The organism is uncultured Thiohalocapsa sp. (assembly GCF_913062725.1).
Taxonomy (GTDB): Bacteria; Pseudomonadota; Gammaproteobacteria; order Chromatiales; family Chromatiaceae; genus Thiohalocapsa.
The window spans coordinates 34670-50591 of the sequence record NZ_CAJXWY010000019.1; the positions used below are offsets into that span (position 1 = coordinate 34670).

Genomic DNA, 15922 nt, shown 5'->3' on the forward strand with positions numbered 1-15922 from the left:
CAGATGCGGGCGCAAGGCGTCCTAACCTTTCGCGGCGCGCGCCTTGGCCACGGATTCGGCGGTGATTTCGCCGGCGGCCATGCGCGCCACCTTAGCGAGCACCTGAGCCTCCAGATCCTGCTTGAAGCCGGCGACGCGGGCGAGGAGGTCGGCGTCGGCCACGGCGAGTATCTGCGCGGCCAGCAAGCCGGCGTTGCGGGCGCCGTCGATGGCCACCGTGGCAACGGGCACGCCAGGGGGCATCTGCACGATGGACAGGAGTGAGTCCTCACCGGACAGCGCCCGGCTCTTCACCGGTACGCCGATCACCGGCAGCGGCGAGATGGCAGCGACCATGCCAGGCAGGTGGGCGGCGCCGCCGGCCCCGGCGACGATGACCTTGAGCCCCCGCTCCACCGCAGCGCCGGCGTAGTCGTAAAGCCGCTTCGGCGTGCGGTGGGCGGAGACGATGGTCATCTCGAAGGGCACGCCGAGGTCGCTCAGCGCGTCGGCGGCGCCCTGCATCACGGGCAGATCCGAGTCGCTGCCCATGATGATGCCCACCAGCGGCTGGCGCGTTTCCGGGGACGGGCCCTGACTCATGCCCTGACTCATGCCATTGTTTCTCCTTCGATGCGGATCAGGTTGCGGACCCGCTCGGCCTTGCTCCGCGCCTGCTCGATCTCGGCGTCCAGCACGGTCACATGGCCCATCTTGCGGTAGGCGCGGGTCTCCGCCTTGCCGTAGAGATGCACCGACACCCCGGGAATGGCCAGTGCCGCCCGGAGTCCGCAGATCACCGGCCGGCCGGTGAAGCCCGGCTCGCCCAGCAGATTCAGCATGGCGGCCGGCCGCACCAGGTCCGTGACGCCCAGCGGCAGGCCGGCGATGGCGCGCAGGTGCTGCTCGAACTGATCGGTGACACAGGCCTCGATGGTGTAGTGACCGGAGTTGTGGGTGCGCGGCGCCACCTCGTTCACCAGCAGGTCGCCGTCGTGGGTGAGGAACAGCTCCACGCCAAAGATACCCACACCCACCAAGGCTTCCACCGTGGCCACCGCAAGGTCCTGTGCGGCCTTGGCGATGGCGTGATCCACCCGCGCCGGCGCTAACAGCATATCCAGCATGTTCTCGCCGGGTCGCATGCGCATCTCCACCGGCGGATAGGCGCAGGTGGCGCCGTCCTGCCCGCGGGCCACCATCACCGCCAGTTCCAGGCGGGCCGGCACGAAGCGCTCCACCAGCGAGGGCACCGGCAGATGCTGATCGAAGTCGGCGGGCGCGTGCATCACCTGCACGCCGCGGCCGTCGTAGCCGCCGCGGCGCGCCTTCTGCACCAGCGGATAGCCGAAAGCGGCGAAGGCCTCCGGCGCCGGCTGCTCCGCCGGCACGAAAGCCACGCTCGGGATGCCCGCCTCCGCCAGCACCTGTTTCTGGCGCAGCTTGTCCTGGATGTCGGCGAGCAGGCCGGGGCAGGGGAAGATGCGATGGCCGGCGGCGGCGAGCTCAGCGAGGGTGTCGGTGTCGATGTCCTCGATGTCGAAGGTGGTCACGTCACAGGCGGCCACCAGTTGCTCGAGCGCCGCCGGGTCGTGGTAGGCGCCGACGATCTGCTCGCCGGAGAGCTGCCCCGCCGGGCTGTTGGGATAGGGATCGAGCACGGTGCAGGTGCAGCCGATGCGCTTGGCGGCGGCCACCAGCATACGCCCGAGCTGGCCGCCGCCGATGATACCGATCTGGGCGACGGGGTAAGGATAGCGATCGTCGCTGGCGCTCATGCGCTCGCCGTCCGCTGCCGGCGCAGCCGCTCGCGGGTCTGCTCGAAGGCATCGCGCGCATGGCCGAGCCGCTCGACGATCTCGGGCTCGTAGGCGATGGCGAAATCCAGAAAGGTGCGCGCCACCAGCGATAGCTCCCGCCCGCGCCAATGCAGCAGATGCCAGCGGCGCATGATGGGAAAGCCCTGGACATCCAACAGCGCCAGCCCGGCGCCGGCGCTCTCCAGGCGCAGCGAATGCAGGGACAACACCGAAAGACCAAGTCCGCCGACGATGGCGTGCTTGATGGCCTCGTTGCTACCGAGCTGCATGCGCACCCGCGGCACCAGCCCGGCCTGCTCGAAGCATTTCACCACGGCATCGCGGATGCCGGAGCCGGGCTCGCGCAGGATCAGGCTCTCGCCGGCCAGGGCCTCGATGGGGATGTTGCGCTCGATGGCCAGCGGATGGTCGATACGGGCCACCACCACCAACGGATTCGGCGCAAACGGGATGCACTCGATCTGCTCGTTCACCTCCCGCGGCTGCCCGGCCACATAGAGATCGTCGTCGTGGCCCATCAGGCGCTCGAGGATGTGCTCGCGGTTGGTGACACCCAGGGAGACCTCGATGCCTGGGTATTTTTTGCAAAACGCGCCCAGGATTTCCGGCGCCACGTATTTGGCCGTGGTCACCACGCCGAGCCGCAGGCGTCCGCGCTTCAGGCCCTTCAGGTCGGAAAGCTTCACCTCAAGGTCGGTCAGCGTGCTGAGGATCTCGCGGCAGGCGGCATAGACCTCGCGGCCGGCATCGGTGGGCTCCACCGTACGACCCACATGGCGGAACAGCGGCGTGCCCAGGGTCTCCGAGAGCTTCTTGATCTGCATGGACACCGTCGGCTGCGTCAGGAACAGCTCCTCGGCGGCGCGGGTGAAGCTGCCCAGGCGCACGATCGCCTCCAGCAGCTGGAGCTGGCGTAGGGTCGCATGGCGGATTAGGTAATCGGCCCCGCCCGGGAAGGCGTTACGGCCGTCGTTGGCATGAGACATGGCGGCGCTGCGGTGTGCACCGAGCGACGACGCCGGGCTGCCGTGCAGCGCAAGCGCCAGTGCCGGCCTAGAAAGACACGGTGAGCATACCGAGCCGATCAGCGCATCCGCTGGAACTCGCTTTTGGCGTTAAACGCTGCAGCATAGCGCGTCATCCGGTCGCATTCCAGCCTTAAGCGGCCGCATTGACACGGATGCTCATCTGCCAGCGCGTGGATGGCGCATGAAGGTGACAGAGCCGCTCGCGCCGCCCCGGGTGGACGCCACCCGGGACGGCTGCCTGGGAGAGGGCTGCCTTGGGGGGCGGGCAACTGGGTCCCAAGCCGCTAGCCCCGCTCCGGCATCCTCAGTCCGGCCAAATACGGGGGAAGCGCTGGTAGCTGTCGTCGCGCTCGGGGGCGAGTGCCGGGCCACGGGTGGTGGCGCCGGGCTTTGGGGTGCTGCGCCGACGGCCGCTCAGGCCGCTCTTGCGGGCGCTGGCGCTGCTGGCGGCGGACCCGCCGGACGGGGTGGCCTTTTCTTCGCTCATGGGACTGGATCCTCTTGTCGATCAGCCTTATTGGTCAGCCTTTGGCAAAACCATCCACGCGCTCGGCGAAGGCTTCCGCCGCGGCGCTGATCTCACCGCTGTCCTCATCGGCGAACAGCGTGAAGTTGACATAGGTGCGCCCGAAGCTCTGGTTCGGGTAGATGCCGGTTTCCTCCGAGAGGTCCGCCACCTGGTCCAGGAAGTCCCGGAGACTGTCGTAGTCCGGGAATTCCAGCCGTCGCTCCAGGCGCAGTGGACGCTGGCGCCGCCGCCAGCCGTGGGGCGGCGTCGGCGGCCCTTGCGCCGGCGGCGGGCCGGCGTCGCCGTCAGAAGTAGGCCCGGTCATCGCGGCCTCCGTCGGGGGCGAGGCCGAGGGACTCCAGCCACGCATCGATTTCACCGGCGTGGTGCTGCTCCTCGCGCAGCAGACCCTCGAAGAAGACGGCGTTCTCCACATCGCCGATGCGCCGGCAGAATGCGGTGGCCTCGTCATAGAGGGCCACGATTTCGGCTTCCAGGGCCTGATCCTGCAGCAGCAGGTCCACCAGGTTACGGGCCACGCCCGCCGGGCGCAGTTGCGAGGCATTGGGCGCGACGCCCAGGCCCAGCATGCGCTTTACCAGCCGCTCGGCGTGCTGTAGCTCTTCGACCACCTCGCGGCGGAAGCGGTCGGCCGCATCCTTGAGCCCCCAGGCATCGGCGAGCCCGGCCTGGGTCATGTACTGCTGCACGGCAGAGTACTCCAGACTCAAGGCCCGGCCGAGGTAACCGAGGATTCGGGGATGAATGCTGGCGCTGCGCATATTGGAAGTCTCGAGCTTGGAGGAACGAGTGGCTGCGTCGGAGCGCCCTCGTTACTCGTTCCCCGTCACTCGCTCCTGGGCGCTTCAGTCAGGCGTGTTCTCGCCCTTGGGCAGCACCGGCTCCACCTCGCGGTGCGGGCGGGCGATGATGTGCGCGGCCACCAGGCCGTCGCCGACACGCTCACAGGCGTCGGCGCCGGCGCGCACCGCGGCGTTGACCGCGCCCGTTTCGCCGCGCACCAGCACGGTCACGTAGCCGCCGCCGACGAACTCACGGCCGATGAGGCGCACTTCCGCCGCCTTGGTCATGGCGTCCGCCGCCTCGATGGCCGGCACCAATCCGCGGGTTTCGATCATGCCGAGGGCGATGCCCATGGTCTCGTTTGCCATTGTTGTATCTCCGTTGGGTTTGTGCGCCGGGCGTCACCAGCCCGGTTCGCATGTTCTGAAGCCTAAGTGGACCGCGGGCACCGACTCCGTACTATGGCCTTCGGGCCAGGCAAGACGGGACGGCCGCACCGAGCGCTCAACCTCACTCGCCGCTGCTGCCCTTGGGCAATACCGGCTCCACCTCGCGGTGCGGGCGGGCGATGATGTGCGCGGCCACCAGGCCGTCGCCGACGCGCTCGCAGGCGTCGGCACCTGCGCGCACCGCGGCATTCACCGCGCCCGTTTCGCCGCGCACCAGCACCGTCACATAGCCGCCGCCGACGAACTCCCGACCGATCATGCGCACTTCGGCCGCTTTGGTCATTGCGTCCGCCGCCTCGATGGCCGGCACCAGGCCGCGGGTTTCGATCATGCCGAGGGCAATGCCCATGGTCTCGCTCGCCATTGTTGTCTCCGTCTGTCTCAGCTCGTTGAACCTGCCTAGCGGGATTCCGGTAGACGCTGCCACCGGAAGGATTCTGTTGTAGTAACGCTAACGCCCTGGCCTGCCGGGCGCGAAAGAGTCGCCGGCGCCCGCCAGGAGCGGCTCCAGCTCCGAGTGCGGCCGGGCGATGATGTGCGCCGCCACCAGGCCGTCGCCGACGCGCTCGCAGGCATCCGCCCCCGCGCGCACCGCGGCGTTCACGGCTCCCGTTTCGCCGCGCACGAGGACGGTCACATAGCCGCCGCCGACCCACTCCCGACCCACGAGGGCAACCTCCGCCGCCTTGGTCATGGCGTCAGCAGCCTCGATGGCTGGCACCAGACCCCGGGTCTCGATCATGCCCAGTGCAATACCGAACGGCCGCTCGGCCATGTCTTGAGTCCTCAAAAGGCGCTTGGACCTCAGGCCGCCCGCGCCGGGTTACTGTTGTGCTGTGCCGGCGTGCCGGCCGCATCCTCGTTGTTGCTGGGCGCGGTCACCTGCGGTTCGGCGATCGTCTCCGGGGCCCAGTCGTCGATAATGCCGCCGATGGTCAGGTCGGTCAGCACATCGGGATTGCCCATGGCAAAGCGCGCTGCCGAGCCGGTGGTGGTGAATACCCAGTTGCCCGGTCGCGTGCCCACGGGATCGGTGGCCACCTGCAGCTTGCCCTTGCGGTCCTTGAGCACGCGCAGGGCACAGTGATCGAGCCCCGCCACGCGATGAGTGCAATACAGGGTGCCCACCACCTGGTTGATCTCCATTGCGCGCCGCCCCCAGCCCTACTCCGCCTGCCAGTCGTCGATGATGCCGACGATGGTCAGATCGCTGGGATAGGCCTTACTGCCGGCGGCCTCCCGCGCGGCGGAGCTACCGACGCAGATCACCCAATCGTCCGGCTTGCAGCCGATGGCATCCACGGCCACCAGCTGGCTGCTGCCATCCTGCACCACCTGCAGGTGCTTGTGCTCGAACTCCGGAATCCGGTACGTCGACACCAAAGGCTTGACTACACGACAAATCTTCATGGCTCGTCCGCGTCGCCCCCGCCGCCTCAGTGCGCGCCCGCCGCCGCCGGCGCCAGCGAAGAGCCGACGATCTCGATGGGCGCTTGTGCGTCGCAGTCCCGCACCGCACGCAGGCAATGCAGCAGCCCGTCTTCGCACAGCTTCGGGTAGCGGGCCTTGAGCGCCGCCGCCACCCGCTCACACCGATTCACGGCGCGCTCGCGGGCGCCGGGCACCTGGCCGTGGTAGTCGAAGCGCACCACCAGCGGCACCGGCAGCTGATGCGAAACGTTGAGACCCGTGAAGATCTTGATGCCCACATCCAGGTCCGCGGCCCCTTCCTCCACCGTGTCGAGGTAGGCGAAGTAGGTGAGATTCCGCAACTGAATCTCCTCGAACCCGATGCCGGCACCGATGAAGCGCTCGGCGTGGCCAATGTCGGCATAACCGCCGTCGTGGTACTGGCGCACGTAATCGATCTGAGAGATGTTCTGCTCGATGAGCCAGGCGATGAGCTCGGTCATGCCCGCCCAGGCGGCGCCGCCCGTCTCCGCCGCCGGCCGGCGGGCACGCGGACCGGCGGCCTTGCCGGGTGCGTGCGCGCGCACCAGTTCCAGGATACGGGCACGGGCCTGCTCAGCCTCCAGGCCGTGAGTGATCTCGTAGACCTTGCCGGCGTCGAGCCACTCGTTGAGGTCGCAGTAGCCGTCGGCATCGGGCACGTGCACGCGGATGGCATCCGTGTCCGTATCCATGCCAATCAGCAGCAGATCCACAGAGGCACCGCAGCAGAAGCCGTTCTCCACCGCCTGGCGGAAGCCCTTGAGACGTTCCCAACCCTCACGCGCGGCGGCGGCGTCGTCCGAGCCGTGGGCGGCACAGCCCTGGTGGGCCGGATCGACACTGCTGAAGTGGTACAGCACCACTTTCAGGTAGCGGGTCGGCTCGTCGGCGGTGTTGGGCACGCCCTCGCGCAAGCGCAGGAATTCGGTCTCGACCCATTTCTCGACGGTGTTCTCGATGTCGAACAGGGAGCCCGCGTAGGACTTGCGCCGCACCGAGCCATAGGGCAGCCGCAACACATAGCTGACGGCATGGGCGAGACGCCCGTCCGCGCAGGGCGTCACGTCCATTAGATGGAAGCCGCACCCCTGCAGGAAGGCTTGGAAATCGGCGCCGTCGCGCCCGCCCAGCGGGTCGTCGGTATAGAACACATCGCTGAAGCGATGGTAGGTCTCGAACACGCTAGCGGCGAAGAGGCGGCGCATGTCGAGTCCGGTCACCCAGGTGGACTCGAGGATGTGCGCCGGCAGCTCGAAGCCGAGGTCGCCGCGGGCGATGGCCTGGGCACGTTCGATGAAGTCCGGCTCGCAGCGCTCGCTGGCGATGCGCTTCAGCACCGGCACGATGGCATCGAAGGCCCCTTTCACCGACGACTCGTAGCCGTGCAGCCGCGCGTTGACGGCTGCATCCGTGAGCGGATGCAGCCCGGCGCCACCTCGCACCTGCGCCCGCGTGCCCGCGTGGGGTGCTGTCGCAGGCGCCTCAGTGGCCGCGTGATGGACTGAGGCCGTGGCCACTGCGCGCTGTAAGGCCTTGGGCGACGGCGCCGCTGCGCGCCGGGCGCGTGCACGCTCTGCCTGCGCCCGGCCCGCGCTGCCGCCGCGCAGGGCCTCCGCGGCCTGTGCGCGCTGCGCAGTGCCCCGCGGTCGTGCCGAGGCACCGGGCTGCGGACGCTCAGCGGGCGCCTCACGGCCGGCGGACGGCCGTCGTGCAGGCGCCAGCGCCGGGGTCGCGAGACGACGGCTGCGCGGGGATTTCGCGGGATGACGTGGCATGACTGCTATTGCGCTCACCGAGGGCTCGGCGTCAGCCGCGGGCGCCGCCCGAGTAAGTGATGAGTGCGCCGCGGTCGGTGGAGCCGGCGGCGCCGGTCACCCGACTGGTGGGCACGCTGGTGTCGTCGTTGCGCTTGCGCTCCGTCGGGGGCATGGCACTCATGGGTCCGGGCCGCGTCGGGTTGCGGCGCCTGGCCGAGGTGCCCTCGGTGCCGGTGACGCGCTCGCCGCGGTCCCAGTCATCGCCGGTGATCTTGATGCCGGCACTCTGGCCCTCGCCGGTGATGCGGGAGCTACGCGGCGTTGCGGCCTCCGCTGCGACGGGCTCAGCGGCGGCGTCGACGTCGACGTCGACGTCGGTGGCCTGATTGCTACCTGGATGAGCGGCGGGGTGCGGCTCGGGGGTCATCAGATTTGGGCGGGGGCGCTTATGATCGAAGCGCGCCTGCTCGGTGCCCGTGATCTTGCCGCTGGCCATGCCAAAGGGACCGGTGATGTGCTGACTGGACTCGTAGGACGTGCCCGTCACGGCGCCCTGCCGTACCCTGGCAGCCGCGGCCTCCTGTGCCGGCGAGCTGACACTGAAGCCCTGCCAGGGCGCTTGCTGAACACCGGCGTCCCCCTCGACGGCGTGGGCGATTGATTGAGGGAAGTCCGGCGCGCCCGGCTGGGCGCCGTTGCCGCCGCAAGCCTCTGCCCACTGGTCCTTGCCGACATAGGGCGTGCCGGTGAGTGGCTCGCAGGCGCCTTTACCGGCGCCGGTCACACCGCCGCCGAAGCTGCGCCCGCCGGCCTTCGGTGCGCTGATGCCCGGCTGGATGCCGGTCATGGCGGGTCCGGGCGTCATCGCGAGCGGCCGGGCACGCTGCTGGATGTCCTGCTGCTGATCGGGCGTGCAGTAGTCCGCCGCCTGTTCCAGGCCGGCATAGGGCGTGCCGGTGATGGCCTTGCAAGTGCCCGGCTCATCACCCGTCACCCGGGCGGAGCGCCCAGTCTGCGTGCCGGAGACGAACTTCCCCTTGTCGGTGGCCGATCGCCCCACTTTCGGGGGCTCGGGCGCGGCCTCGACCTTGCACGCCTGGTATTGGGAGAGGTCGACATATTGATCGCCCGTCACCAGACGACAGCTGCCGGGCTCGTCGCCGGTGACCTTGGGCGAGCGGCCGACCCGTGTGCCGGTCAGGCTACCGCCCGCGAGGGTGGTGGACTGACTGACCTTGGGCGGCACGATGTCGGTGCCGATGTCCGAGGGCGAAGTATATTGGGTGCCGGTTGGCCTGATCTCGGCGCCCAGCTCATCGCCGGTCACCTTCGCCGAGCGGCCCACCATGTTGCCGGAAACGCTCTCGCCACCGTAGGTACTGTCGGCGCCGAGCTTCATCGGTCCGGGCGCCGGACGGGTATCGCAGAAGGACTCGTACTGCGTCGGCGACAGGTATTCGGTGCCGGTCACGTGCTTGCAGGTGCCGGGCTCGTCGCCGGTCACCTTCGGTGAGCGACCCACCTCGTTGCCGGTGACCCGCTGGCCGTGGCTGGTGGGACTCTCGTGCACCTTGTGCACCCGGCCCGCCGGCTCTGCCTGGCAGAACTCCCGGAAGATGTCGGCGCCCATGTATTCAGTGCCCGTGACGTTGCGGCAGGTGCTGGGCTCATCGCCGGTGGTGTGCCAGCTGCGCCCGACCTTGGTGCCCGTCACGAACTGGCCCAGGCCCGTCTCGCTGACGGCGACCTTCCAGGGCTGATCGGCGGCGCCTTGTCTCGTGTCTTGTTGCGCCTTGCGCTTGTTCGGATGGATGCGGCCCACGGGCGGCGACTTGCGCTCGCCGGCGCCGCCATTGGTGCTGCGTTGCGCACGGACCTTTTGCGCCAGTTCCCGGGCGGTCAGCTTCGGGTTGGCCTGCCGCGCCAGGCTCGCCGTCGATTGGACACCGGCGGCGGCGCTCTTGCCGCGGCTCGACAGGGCCGCGCGACGAGCCAGCGCCTGCATGCGCGCCGGCGGCTTGGCGCCTAGCGCGGCGTCGGCACGCCTGTTGCGCAGTGCGGCGCCGGGGCCGGTATTGCCGTTGCCTAAGCCGCTCAGCTTGGCCGGTGCTCCAGGCTGATGCGCCAACCGGCTCAGATCCGCCGCCGCGGCTTGGCTGCTGTGCTGGCCCGCATCGTTGCCGCCGCAGCCGCAATCACCGTTGTGACCCTCGCGCTGCGCCGGTGCGGCGGCGGCGCCCTTGAGCCCGTCCTGCGGCGTGCGCACGCGGTCATGGCTGTGCTGGGCGCGACGGCCGTCCCGTGCCATGGCGGCGCGGCGCTGGCGCGCAAGCGCACGACTCGCGCCGCTTGGAGACTGGGGAAATGCCTGTGGAATGCCGGTCGCACGGGCTGGTGACGACGCGTTACCACTCGGGCCCGAGCGCTGGTGTTGCGCGCTGGGCCGTGCAGCGGCCACAGGCGGCGTGGACGCGGGGGGCGGGGCGGTTACGGTAGTCGCCGGCGCCGACGGCTGGCGTGATGCGCCGCGGGTCCGTTCCGGCGCGCTGGTGCGCACGCCCTGCTTGCCCTGGGTCGACATAGCCTTGCGCCGGGCCAGGGCCGCTTCACGGCCGCTCGATTTCAGGTTCGCTTTGCTTGCCATGTAATTCGTTCCAGTGCCTGTTGCCTTGGGCGGCGTCGGTTGCTCTGTCGAAATCCGGGTGAGCGGGGAGGTGCGCTCGCGGCGCGCGGCAGCGGGCAATAACGGGTCGTCCCGTCGCTGCGCTGGCTCGCCGGCGGCACCCGCCAGATGCACGAAGACCGAAAAGGCGGTCATCGGCAGGGACAGCGCGTTACGGTCGCGCCGGGTGGCGGGGCCTGCGGCCTGGCGTCAGGCGCGCGCCGACCCCGGCTGACCGGCTGCGGGATCAGGCCCGGCCCTGGAAGACCACGAACGCCGAGCCCTGGCTCTGCGTGTAGTTGTCGTAGCCCGTGAGCTTCACGTGGTGATCGGGGTAGGCGCGATGACAGGCCTCCAGCTCCGCGACCACATCGCCCAGTTCCTGGGCGCCGAAGAAGGGCAGCTTCCACATGGTCCAGTAGTCGTCCATGGCCTGGCTGGGGTGCACGTGCTCGATGGCTGGGGTCCAGCCCTGGGCCAGGATGTAGGCGATCTGGGTGTAGATCTCGTCCTGACTCATGGGCGGGAGGAAACCGAAGGTCTCCAGGGTCTGCTTGGTCTGGTAGTCACCCATGGTGCTGTTCTGAAGAGGCATGGCGTCGTTCCTGCGTCTGCGGTTGATCTGGCGTGCTGTGGGCGGTACCGCCGCCGTGCCGGGACGAGGCCCGGCGGCGGGCGGTCTCGCGGAGCGATCGAGCGTCGGTTACTTGACGTCGAGCTTGTCGACGGTCTCGAACTCGAACTTGATCTCCTTCCACGTCTCCATGGCGATGGCCAGCTCGGGGCTGTGGCGAGCCGCCTCGCCGAGGATGTCGCGGGCCTCCTTCTCGATCTCGCGGCCCTCGTTGCGGGCCTTGACCGACGCCTCCAGCGCCACGCGGTTGGCGGCGGCGCCGGCGGCGTTGCCCCAGGGGTGGCCCTGGGTGCCACCGCCGAACTGCAGCATGGAATCGTCGCCGAAGATCGTCACCAGCGCCGGCATGTGCCAGACATGGATACCGCCGGAGGCCACCGCGAAAACACCGGGCATGGAGCCCCAGTCCTGATCGAAGAAGACACCGCGGGAGCGGTCTTCGGGCACGAAGGACTCGCGCAGCTGATCGACGAAGCCGAGGGTGGAGGCACGGTCGCCCTCCAGCTTACCGACGACGGTGCCGGTGTGCAGGTGGTCGCCGCCGGACAGACGCAGGCACTTGGCCAGCACACGGAAATGGATACCGTGCTTGGGATGGCGGTCGATGACGGCATGCATGGCGCGGTGGATGTGCAGCAGCATGCCGTTCTCGCGGCACCAGTTGGCCAGGCCAGTGTTGGCGGTGAAGCCACCGGTGATGAAGTCATGCATCATGATGGGCGAGCCGACTTCCTTGGCGAACTCGGCCCGCTTGTACATCTCTTCCGGCGTGGCTGCGGTGACGTTCAGGTAGTGACCCTTGCGCTCGCCGGTCTCGGCCTGAGCCTTCTGGATGGCCTCGCCGACGAACTCGAAGCGGTCGCGCCAGCGCATGAAGGGCTGGGAGTTGACGTTTTCGTCGTCTTTGGTCATGTCCAGGCCGCCGCGCAGGCACTCATACACGGCACGGCCATAGTTCTTGGCGGACAGACCCAGCTTCGGCTTGATGGTAGCGCCGAGCAGCGGGCGACCATACTTGTTGAGGCGGTCGCGCTCGAGCTGGATACCGGCGGGCGGACCGCCACAGGTCTTGATGTAGGCGATGGGGAAGCGGATGTCTTCCAGGCGAAGGTGGCGCAGGGCCTTGAAGCCGAAGACGTTGCCGACCAGGGAGGTCAGCACGTTGACCACGGAGCCTTCTTCGAACAAATCGATGGGGTAGGCGACGAAGGCGTAGAAGGACTCGTTGTCGCCCGGTACGTCTTCGATGCGGTAGGCACGGCCCTTGTAGTACTCAAGATCGGTCAGCAACTCGGACCACACGGTGGACCAGGTGCCGGTGGAGGACTCGGCGGCCACGGCGGCGGCGACTTCTTCGCGCGGAACGCCCGGCTGGCCCGTCACTTTGAAGCAGGCCAGCAGGTCGGTGTCCAGCGGGACGTAGTCCGGCGTCCAGTACATGTCCCGGTATTCTTTGACACCGGCGTCGTATTTCTTCGCGCTCATGCTCAGCTCCCGTGGTTTGTTCTGCGTCTGCTTCGCCTGTCGAAGCTGTGGAAATTCCGGCCGGGGAAGATACTCCGAAGGGTCGTTAGAGCGAAATCGATTGTTTCAATCCGAGACATGTGATCCCGTCTATCAGTTGATCTGAAGCAACAACAGCGCTCGCGCCACCCGACTCAGTCCGCCATTATTGCCCGAGCACGGGACACGAAGGAAGAGCAGGCGACGCACAGCGGCCGCTTCGGCGTCGCCGCCGGGTCTGATTGACCGATTGCCGGAGGGATGCGGCCAGGAGCCGGCGCCACATCGACGCCGGCGACGTGCGCATCAGCAGGGGCACCGGGCCGGATGTGGAAGGCGCGCCCGGGCGCGTCTGAGAGACGCTCAGGCGGCCCGTGAGGCCTGGATCATTTCGTAGGCCTGGCGGATTTCGTGCGTCTTCTGGCTGGCGAGCTTGATCATGTCCTCGGGCAGCCCCCTGGAGACCAGCTTGTCCGGGTGGTGCTGGCTCAGAAGCTTGCGATAGGCGCGTCTGACGGCGTCGTCCGAGTCTTTGGGCTGGACACCGAGCACCGCATAGGCCTCCTTGAGCGATGGCCCGGCGGCGGGTGCCCGGCGCCCGGCGTCACCGCCGGATGCACGACCGGCGTCCTGTTGCCAACCGCCCTGCCAGCCACCCTGCCGGCCGCCGGCACGACCTGCAGCGAAGCGCTGCTGCATCCGGATCAGATTCTCCAGCTGTCGAAACAGCATGGGCGAGACGCCGAGGCCGGTGCGGATCTGTTCCAACAGCTGGCGCTTGGCCGGGGAGGGCTCGCCGTCGGCGTAGGCGGCCTGGATCTGCACCTCCAGGAAGAGCTGGATCAGCAGCCGTCGGCCCATGCACTCGCGGCGGAAACGCGCGATGACGCCGGCGAGGTCGAAGCTCGGCTGCTTACCCTGACGAAACAAGGCGATGGCCGCGCTGCGGCGTTCGCCGGAGAGCTGCAGACGGGACATCACCGTTTCGGCGAGCGCGATCTCGCGCTCGGAGACGCGCCCGTCGGCCTTGGCGATGTGCCCCATCACCGAGAAGGTCGCCGCGAAGAAGGCGCTCTCGATACGGCGGCGGTCGCCGAAGGGGAGCCCATAGCGATCCGCAAGCGAGGCGACGCCGCGGTCCACCCCATGGCCGAGGGTGGCACCCAGTAGCGCACCGATGGGTCCGCCGGCGGCGAGCCCCAACAGGCCGCCGACGACCTTCCCGAACCAGCTCACGTCACTTGCCCTTCAAATACTGCTCGTCCGAGAAGGAGTAGACCCATTCCGGGCGAAAGGCAACGAGGATAACCATGATCCAGCCGTTCAGCATGGCCTCGGGCAGAAACATCAGCGGAAAAAAGGGCAGAACGGTCTGGCTCAGCTCGGCGAAGGTGTAGGCACCACTGCCCACCAGCAGCCATGCCGCCATGTAGCCCATGGCGACGCCCACCAGCCCGGCGGTGAGAAAGCCGTTCACGAGCACGTAGACGAAGAACTGCTTCGGCAGGTAGTGGCGGATCAGCACCAGGGCGACCTGCGTCAGTGTGATGGGCAGCACGCTGCTCACCAGGGCATTCAGCGCGAAGCCGTCCCAGGCCATGGCGCCGTTGACATAGACACCGAGCAGCGCCAGCGAGGCCGCGATGACGGCGAAGGACCAGCTGAAGATCAGCGTCACCGCCGTGAGACCCAGCAGATGGTAGTCCAGCCCCGGCTGCACCTGGGTGTCCATCTGCCACAGGAACATCAGCACTACCGTGGCGCCGAAGAACACATGTGTCAGCTTCGCCGCCAACAGCCTGCGCCAGGGCGCGAGCCACAACGCCAGCCCCAGGCACGTCAGGTAGAGCACCAGCGCGGTCCAGGTGGCGGCGGAGGAGAACAGGGCAGGGTCGAGGGACATGAGCGAGTCGTGCGGCGCCGCCGCGCGCAGTGAATTCTCGCGAGTAGGTTGGGTTGCGACTGCATAACACAAATACCAGATGCGGCTGTGCAGGGGCGTGGACACGCTGCCTCGGTTTCATCCAGACCCGTTCGAGCGCATGCTGGTGGGCCAGGCGACCGCCAACCAAGCGGCGATCGTCACACCCGATCCGCTGATCGCGCGGCATCCAGTTTCGGTCCAATGGCGAGCCAACGCCATGGCCCCGGAACCCAGCCCCACATCGGCCGCGCCGACATCCGCCCTTGGCACCGCACCCAAGAGCGCGCACTTGATGGGACCAAAGCCCAGCGGACCCGTCCCGGGCAGCCAACATCCCAACGGAGCTTGACGACATGCGCTACCGCCCCCTCGGCCGCACTGACCTCGAGGTCAGCGCGCTCTGCCTCGGCACCATGACCTTCGGCGAGCAGAACACCGCCGCAGACGCCGCGGCGCAGCTCGACCGCGCCGTCGCCGCCGGTATCAATTTCATCGACACCGCGGAGATGTACCCGGTGCCGCCCAAGGCCGAGACCATGGGCCGCACCGAAGACTACATCGGCCGCTGGCTCGCCGAGCGCGGCGGCCGCGACCAACTCATTCTCGCCAGCAAGGTGGCGGGCCCCGGCGACTGGCTGCCCTACATCCGCGGCGGCAACAACCGCCTGGACCGCGCCAACATCGAGCAGGCGCTGGAAGACAGCCTGCGCCGGCTCGGCACCGACTACCTGGATCTCTACCAACTGCACTGGCCCGACCGGCAAACCAACTTCTTCGGCAAGCTCGGCTACGAGCACCCGCCGCAGGACGATAGCGTGCCGCTGCTCGAGACCCTGGAAGTGCTTGGCGATTTGGTGCAGGCGGGCAAGATCCGCCACGTCGGCCTCTCCAACGAGACGCCCTGGGGCACCATGCGCTTCCTCGAGCTCGCCGAGCGCCACGGCCTGCCGCGCATGGTGAGCATCCAGAACCCCTACAGCCTGCTGAACCGAACCTTCGAAATCGGCCTCGCCGAGGTGGCCATGCGCGAGCACTGCGGCCTGCTGGCCTACTCGCCGCTGGCCTTCGGCGCGCTGAGCGGCAAATACCTGGACGGGCAACGCCCGCCGACGGGCCGCCTGACGCTGTTTTCGCGCTTCACGCGCTACTCCAACGAGCAGGCCATCGCCGCCACCGCGGCATACGTGGCCATCGCCCGCAAGCACGGCCTGGAGCCGGCGCAGATGGCCCTGGCCTTCGTCACCAGCCGGCCTTTCGTCACGTCCAACATCATCGGCGCGACCACTCCGGCGCAACTGGAGCAGAACCTGGCGAGCGTCGACCTGGAGCTGGCGGACGAGGTGCTCGCCGACATCGAGGCGGTGCACACCCGCCAACCGAACCCGAGTCCGTAAGTCAAGGG

The 15922-nt window shown here is 68.5% G+C and carries 18 protein-coding genes; 1 reads left to right on the plus strand and 17 read right to left on the minus strand.

All coding sequences use genetic code 11. The annotated features are described in order from the left end of the window. Window positions 1-21 precede the first annotated feature (21 nt). From purE to QZ588_RS07325, 17 genes are all read right to left on the minus strand, one after another. The gene (gene purE, locus QZ588_RS07245; protein WP_295541295.1) at window positions 22-594 is read right to left on the minus strand and encodes a 5-(carboxyamino)imidazole ribonucleotide mutase; all 573 of its coding nucleotides are present in this window, start codon (window positions 592-594) and stop codon (window positions 22-24) included. After that, the gene (gene purK / locus QZ588_RS07250; RefSeq protein ID WP_295541297.1) at window positions 591-1757 is read right to left on the minus strand and encodes a 5-(carboxyamino)imidazole ribonucleotide synthase; all 1167 of its coding nucleotides are present in this window, start codon (window positions 1755-1757) and stop codon (window positions 591-593) included. The genes purE and purK overlap by 4 nt, the downstream gene beginning before the upstream one ends. Then, window positions 1754-2785: a LysR family transcriptional regulator gene (locus QZ588_RS07255; protein WP_295541299.1), complete on the minus strand. Its 1032-nt coding sequence runs from the start codon at window positions 2783-2785 to the stop codon at window positions 1754-1756. Before QZ588_RS07255 ends, purK begins: the two co-directional genes overlap by 4 nt. Window positions 2786-3131: 346 nt before the next feature. Continuing rightward, window positions 3132-3314: a hypothetical protein gene (locus QZ588_RS07260; protein ID WP_295541301.1), complete on the minus strand. Its 183-nt coding sequence runs from the start codon at window positions 3312-3314 to the stop codon at window positions 3132-3134. Window positions 3315-3348: 34 nt separating this feature from the next. Beyond that, complete coding sequence (locus QZ588_RS07265) at window positions 3349-3660, minus strand: 4a-hydroxytetrahydrobiopterin dehydratase (RefSeq protein ID WP_295541303.1); 312 nt, start codon at window positions 3658-3660, stop codon at window positions 3349-3351. Further along, complete coding sequence (locus QZ588_RS07270; protein ID WP_295541305.1) at window positions 3641-4117, minus strand: ferritin-like domain-containing protein; 477 nt, start codon at window positions 4115-4117, stop codon at window positions 3641-3643. The genes QZ588_RS07265 and QZ588_RS07270 overlap by 20 nt, the downstream gene beginning before the upstream one ends. Before the next feature lie 84 nt (window positions 4118-4201). After that, window positions 4202-4507 (minus strand): BMC domain-containing protein, encoded by a 306-nt coding sequence (locus QZ588_RS07275; protein WP_295541307.1) that lies wholly within the window; start codon window positions 4505-4507, stop codon window positions 4202-4204. Window positions 4508-4649: 142 nt separating this feature from the next. After that, window positions 4650-4952 carry a BMC domain-containing protein gene (locus QZ588_RS07280; protein WP_295541309.1) on the minus strand — a complete coding sequence of 101 codons (303 nt, stop codon included), beginning with the start codon at window positions 4950-4952 and terminating at the stop codon, window positions 4650-4652. An 87-nt stretch (window positions 4953-5039) separates the two neighbouring features. Continuing rightward, window positions 5040-5363, minus strand: coding sequence for a BMC domain-containing protein (locus QZ588_RS07285; RefSeq protein ID WP_295541313.1), 324 nt, complete (start codon window positions 5361-5363; stop codon window positions 5040-5042). A 29-nt stretch (window positions 5364-5392) separates the two neighbouring features. Then, complete coding sequence (locus QZ588_RS07290; protein ID WP_295541315.1) at window positions 5393-5734, minus strand: carboxysome peptide B; 342 nt, start codon at window positions 5732-5734, stop codon at window positions 5393-5395. Window positions 5735-5752: 18 nt separating this feature from the next. Then, a complete protein-coding gene (locus QZ588_RS07295; RefSeq protein WP_200240881.1) occupies window positions 5753-5998 on the minus strand; it encodes a carboxysome peptide A in 246 nt (81 codons plus the stop codon). Window positions 5999-6024: 26 nt separating this feature from the next. Then, window positions 6025-7482 carry a carboxysome shell carbonic anhydrase gene (locus QZ588_RS07300; RefSeq protein ID WP_295541320.1) on the minus strand — a complete coding sequence of 486 codons (1458 nt, stop codon included), beginning with the start codon at window positions 7480-7482 and terminating at the stop codon, window positions 6025-6027. Between the two features lie 364 nt (window positions 7483-7846). Continuing rightward, window positions 7847-10105 carry a CsoS2 family carboxysome shell protein gene (locus QZ588_RS07305; protein WP_295541322.1) on the minus strand — a complete coding sequence of 753 codons (2259 nt, stop codon included), beginning with the start codon at window positions 10103-10105 and terminating at the stop codon, window positions 7847-7849. 601 nt (window positions 10106-10706) lie between these two features. Further along, entirely contained in the window at window positions 10707-11054 is a 348-nt protein-coding gene (locus tag QZ588_RS07310; RefSeq protein ID WP_295541323.1) for a ribulose bisphosphate carboxylase small subunit, read from the minus strand. Between the two features lie 108 nt (window positions 11055-11162). Continuing rightward, a complete protein-coding gene (locus tag QZ588_RS07315; protein WP_295541325.1) occupies window positions 11163-12578 on the minus strand; it encodes a form I ribulose bisphosphate carboxylase large subunit in 1416 nt (471 codons plus the stop codon). Between the two features lie 381 nt (window positions 12579-12959). After that, entirely contained in the window at window positions 12960-13832 is an 873-nt protein-coding gene (djlA, locus tag QZ588_RS07320) for a co-chaperone DjlA (RefSeq protein ID WP_295541326.1), read from the minus strand. 1 nt (window position 13833) lies between these two features. After that, complete coding sequence (locus QZ588_RS07325) at window positions 13834-14499, minus strand: energy-coupling factor ABC transporter permease (protein ID WP_295541327.1); 666 nt, start codon at window positions 14497-14499, stop codon at window positions 13834-13836. Between the two features lie 374 nt (window positions 14500-14873). Between QZ588_RS07325 and QZ588_RS07330 the strand changes: the two genes are divergently transcribed. Next, window positions 14874-15914: an NADP(H)-dependent aldo-keto reductase gene (locus tag QZ588_RS07330; RefSeq protein WP_295541329.1), complete on the plus strand. Its 1041-nt coding sequence runs from the start codon at window positions 14874-14876 to the stop codon at window positions 15912-15914. Window positions 15915-15922 lie beyond the last annotated feature (8 nt).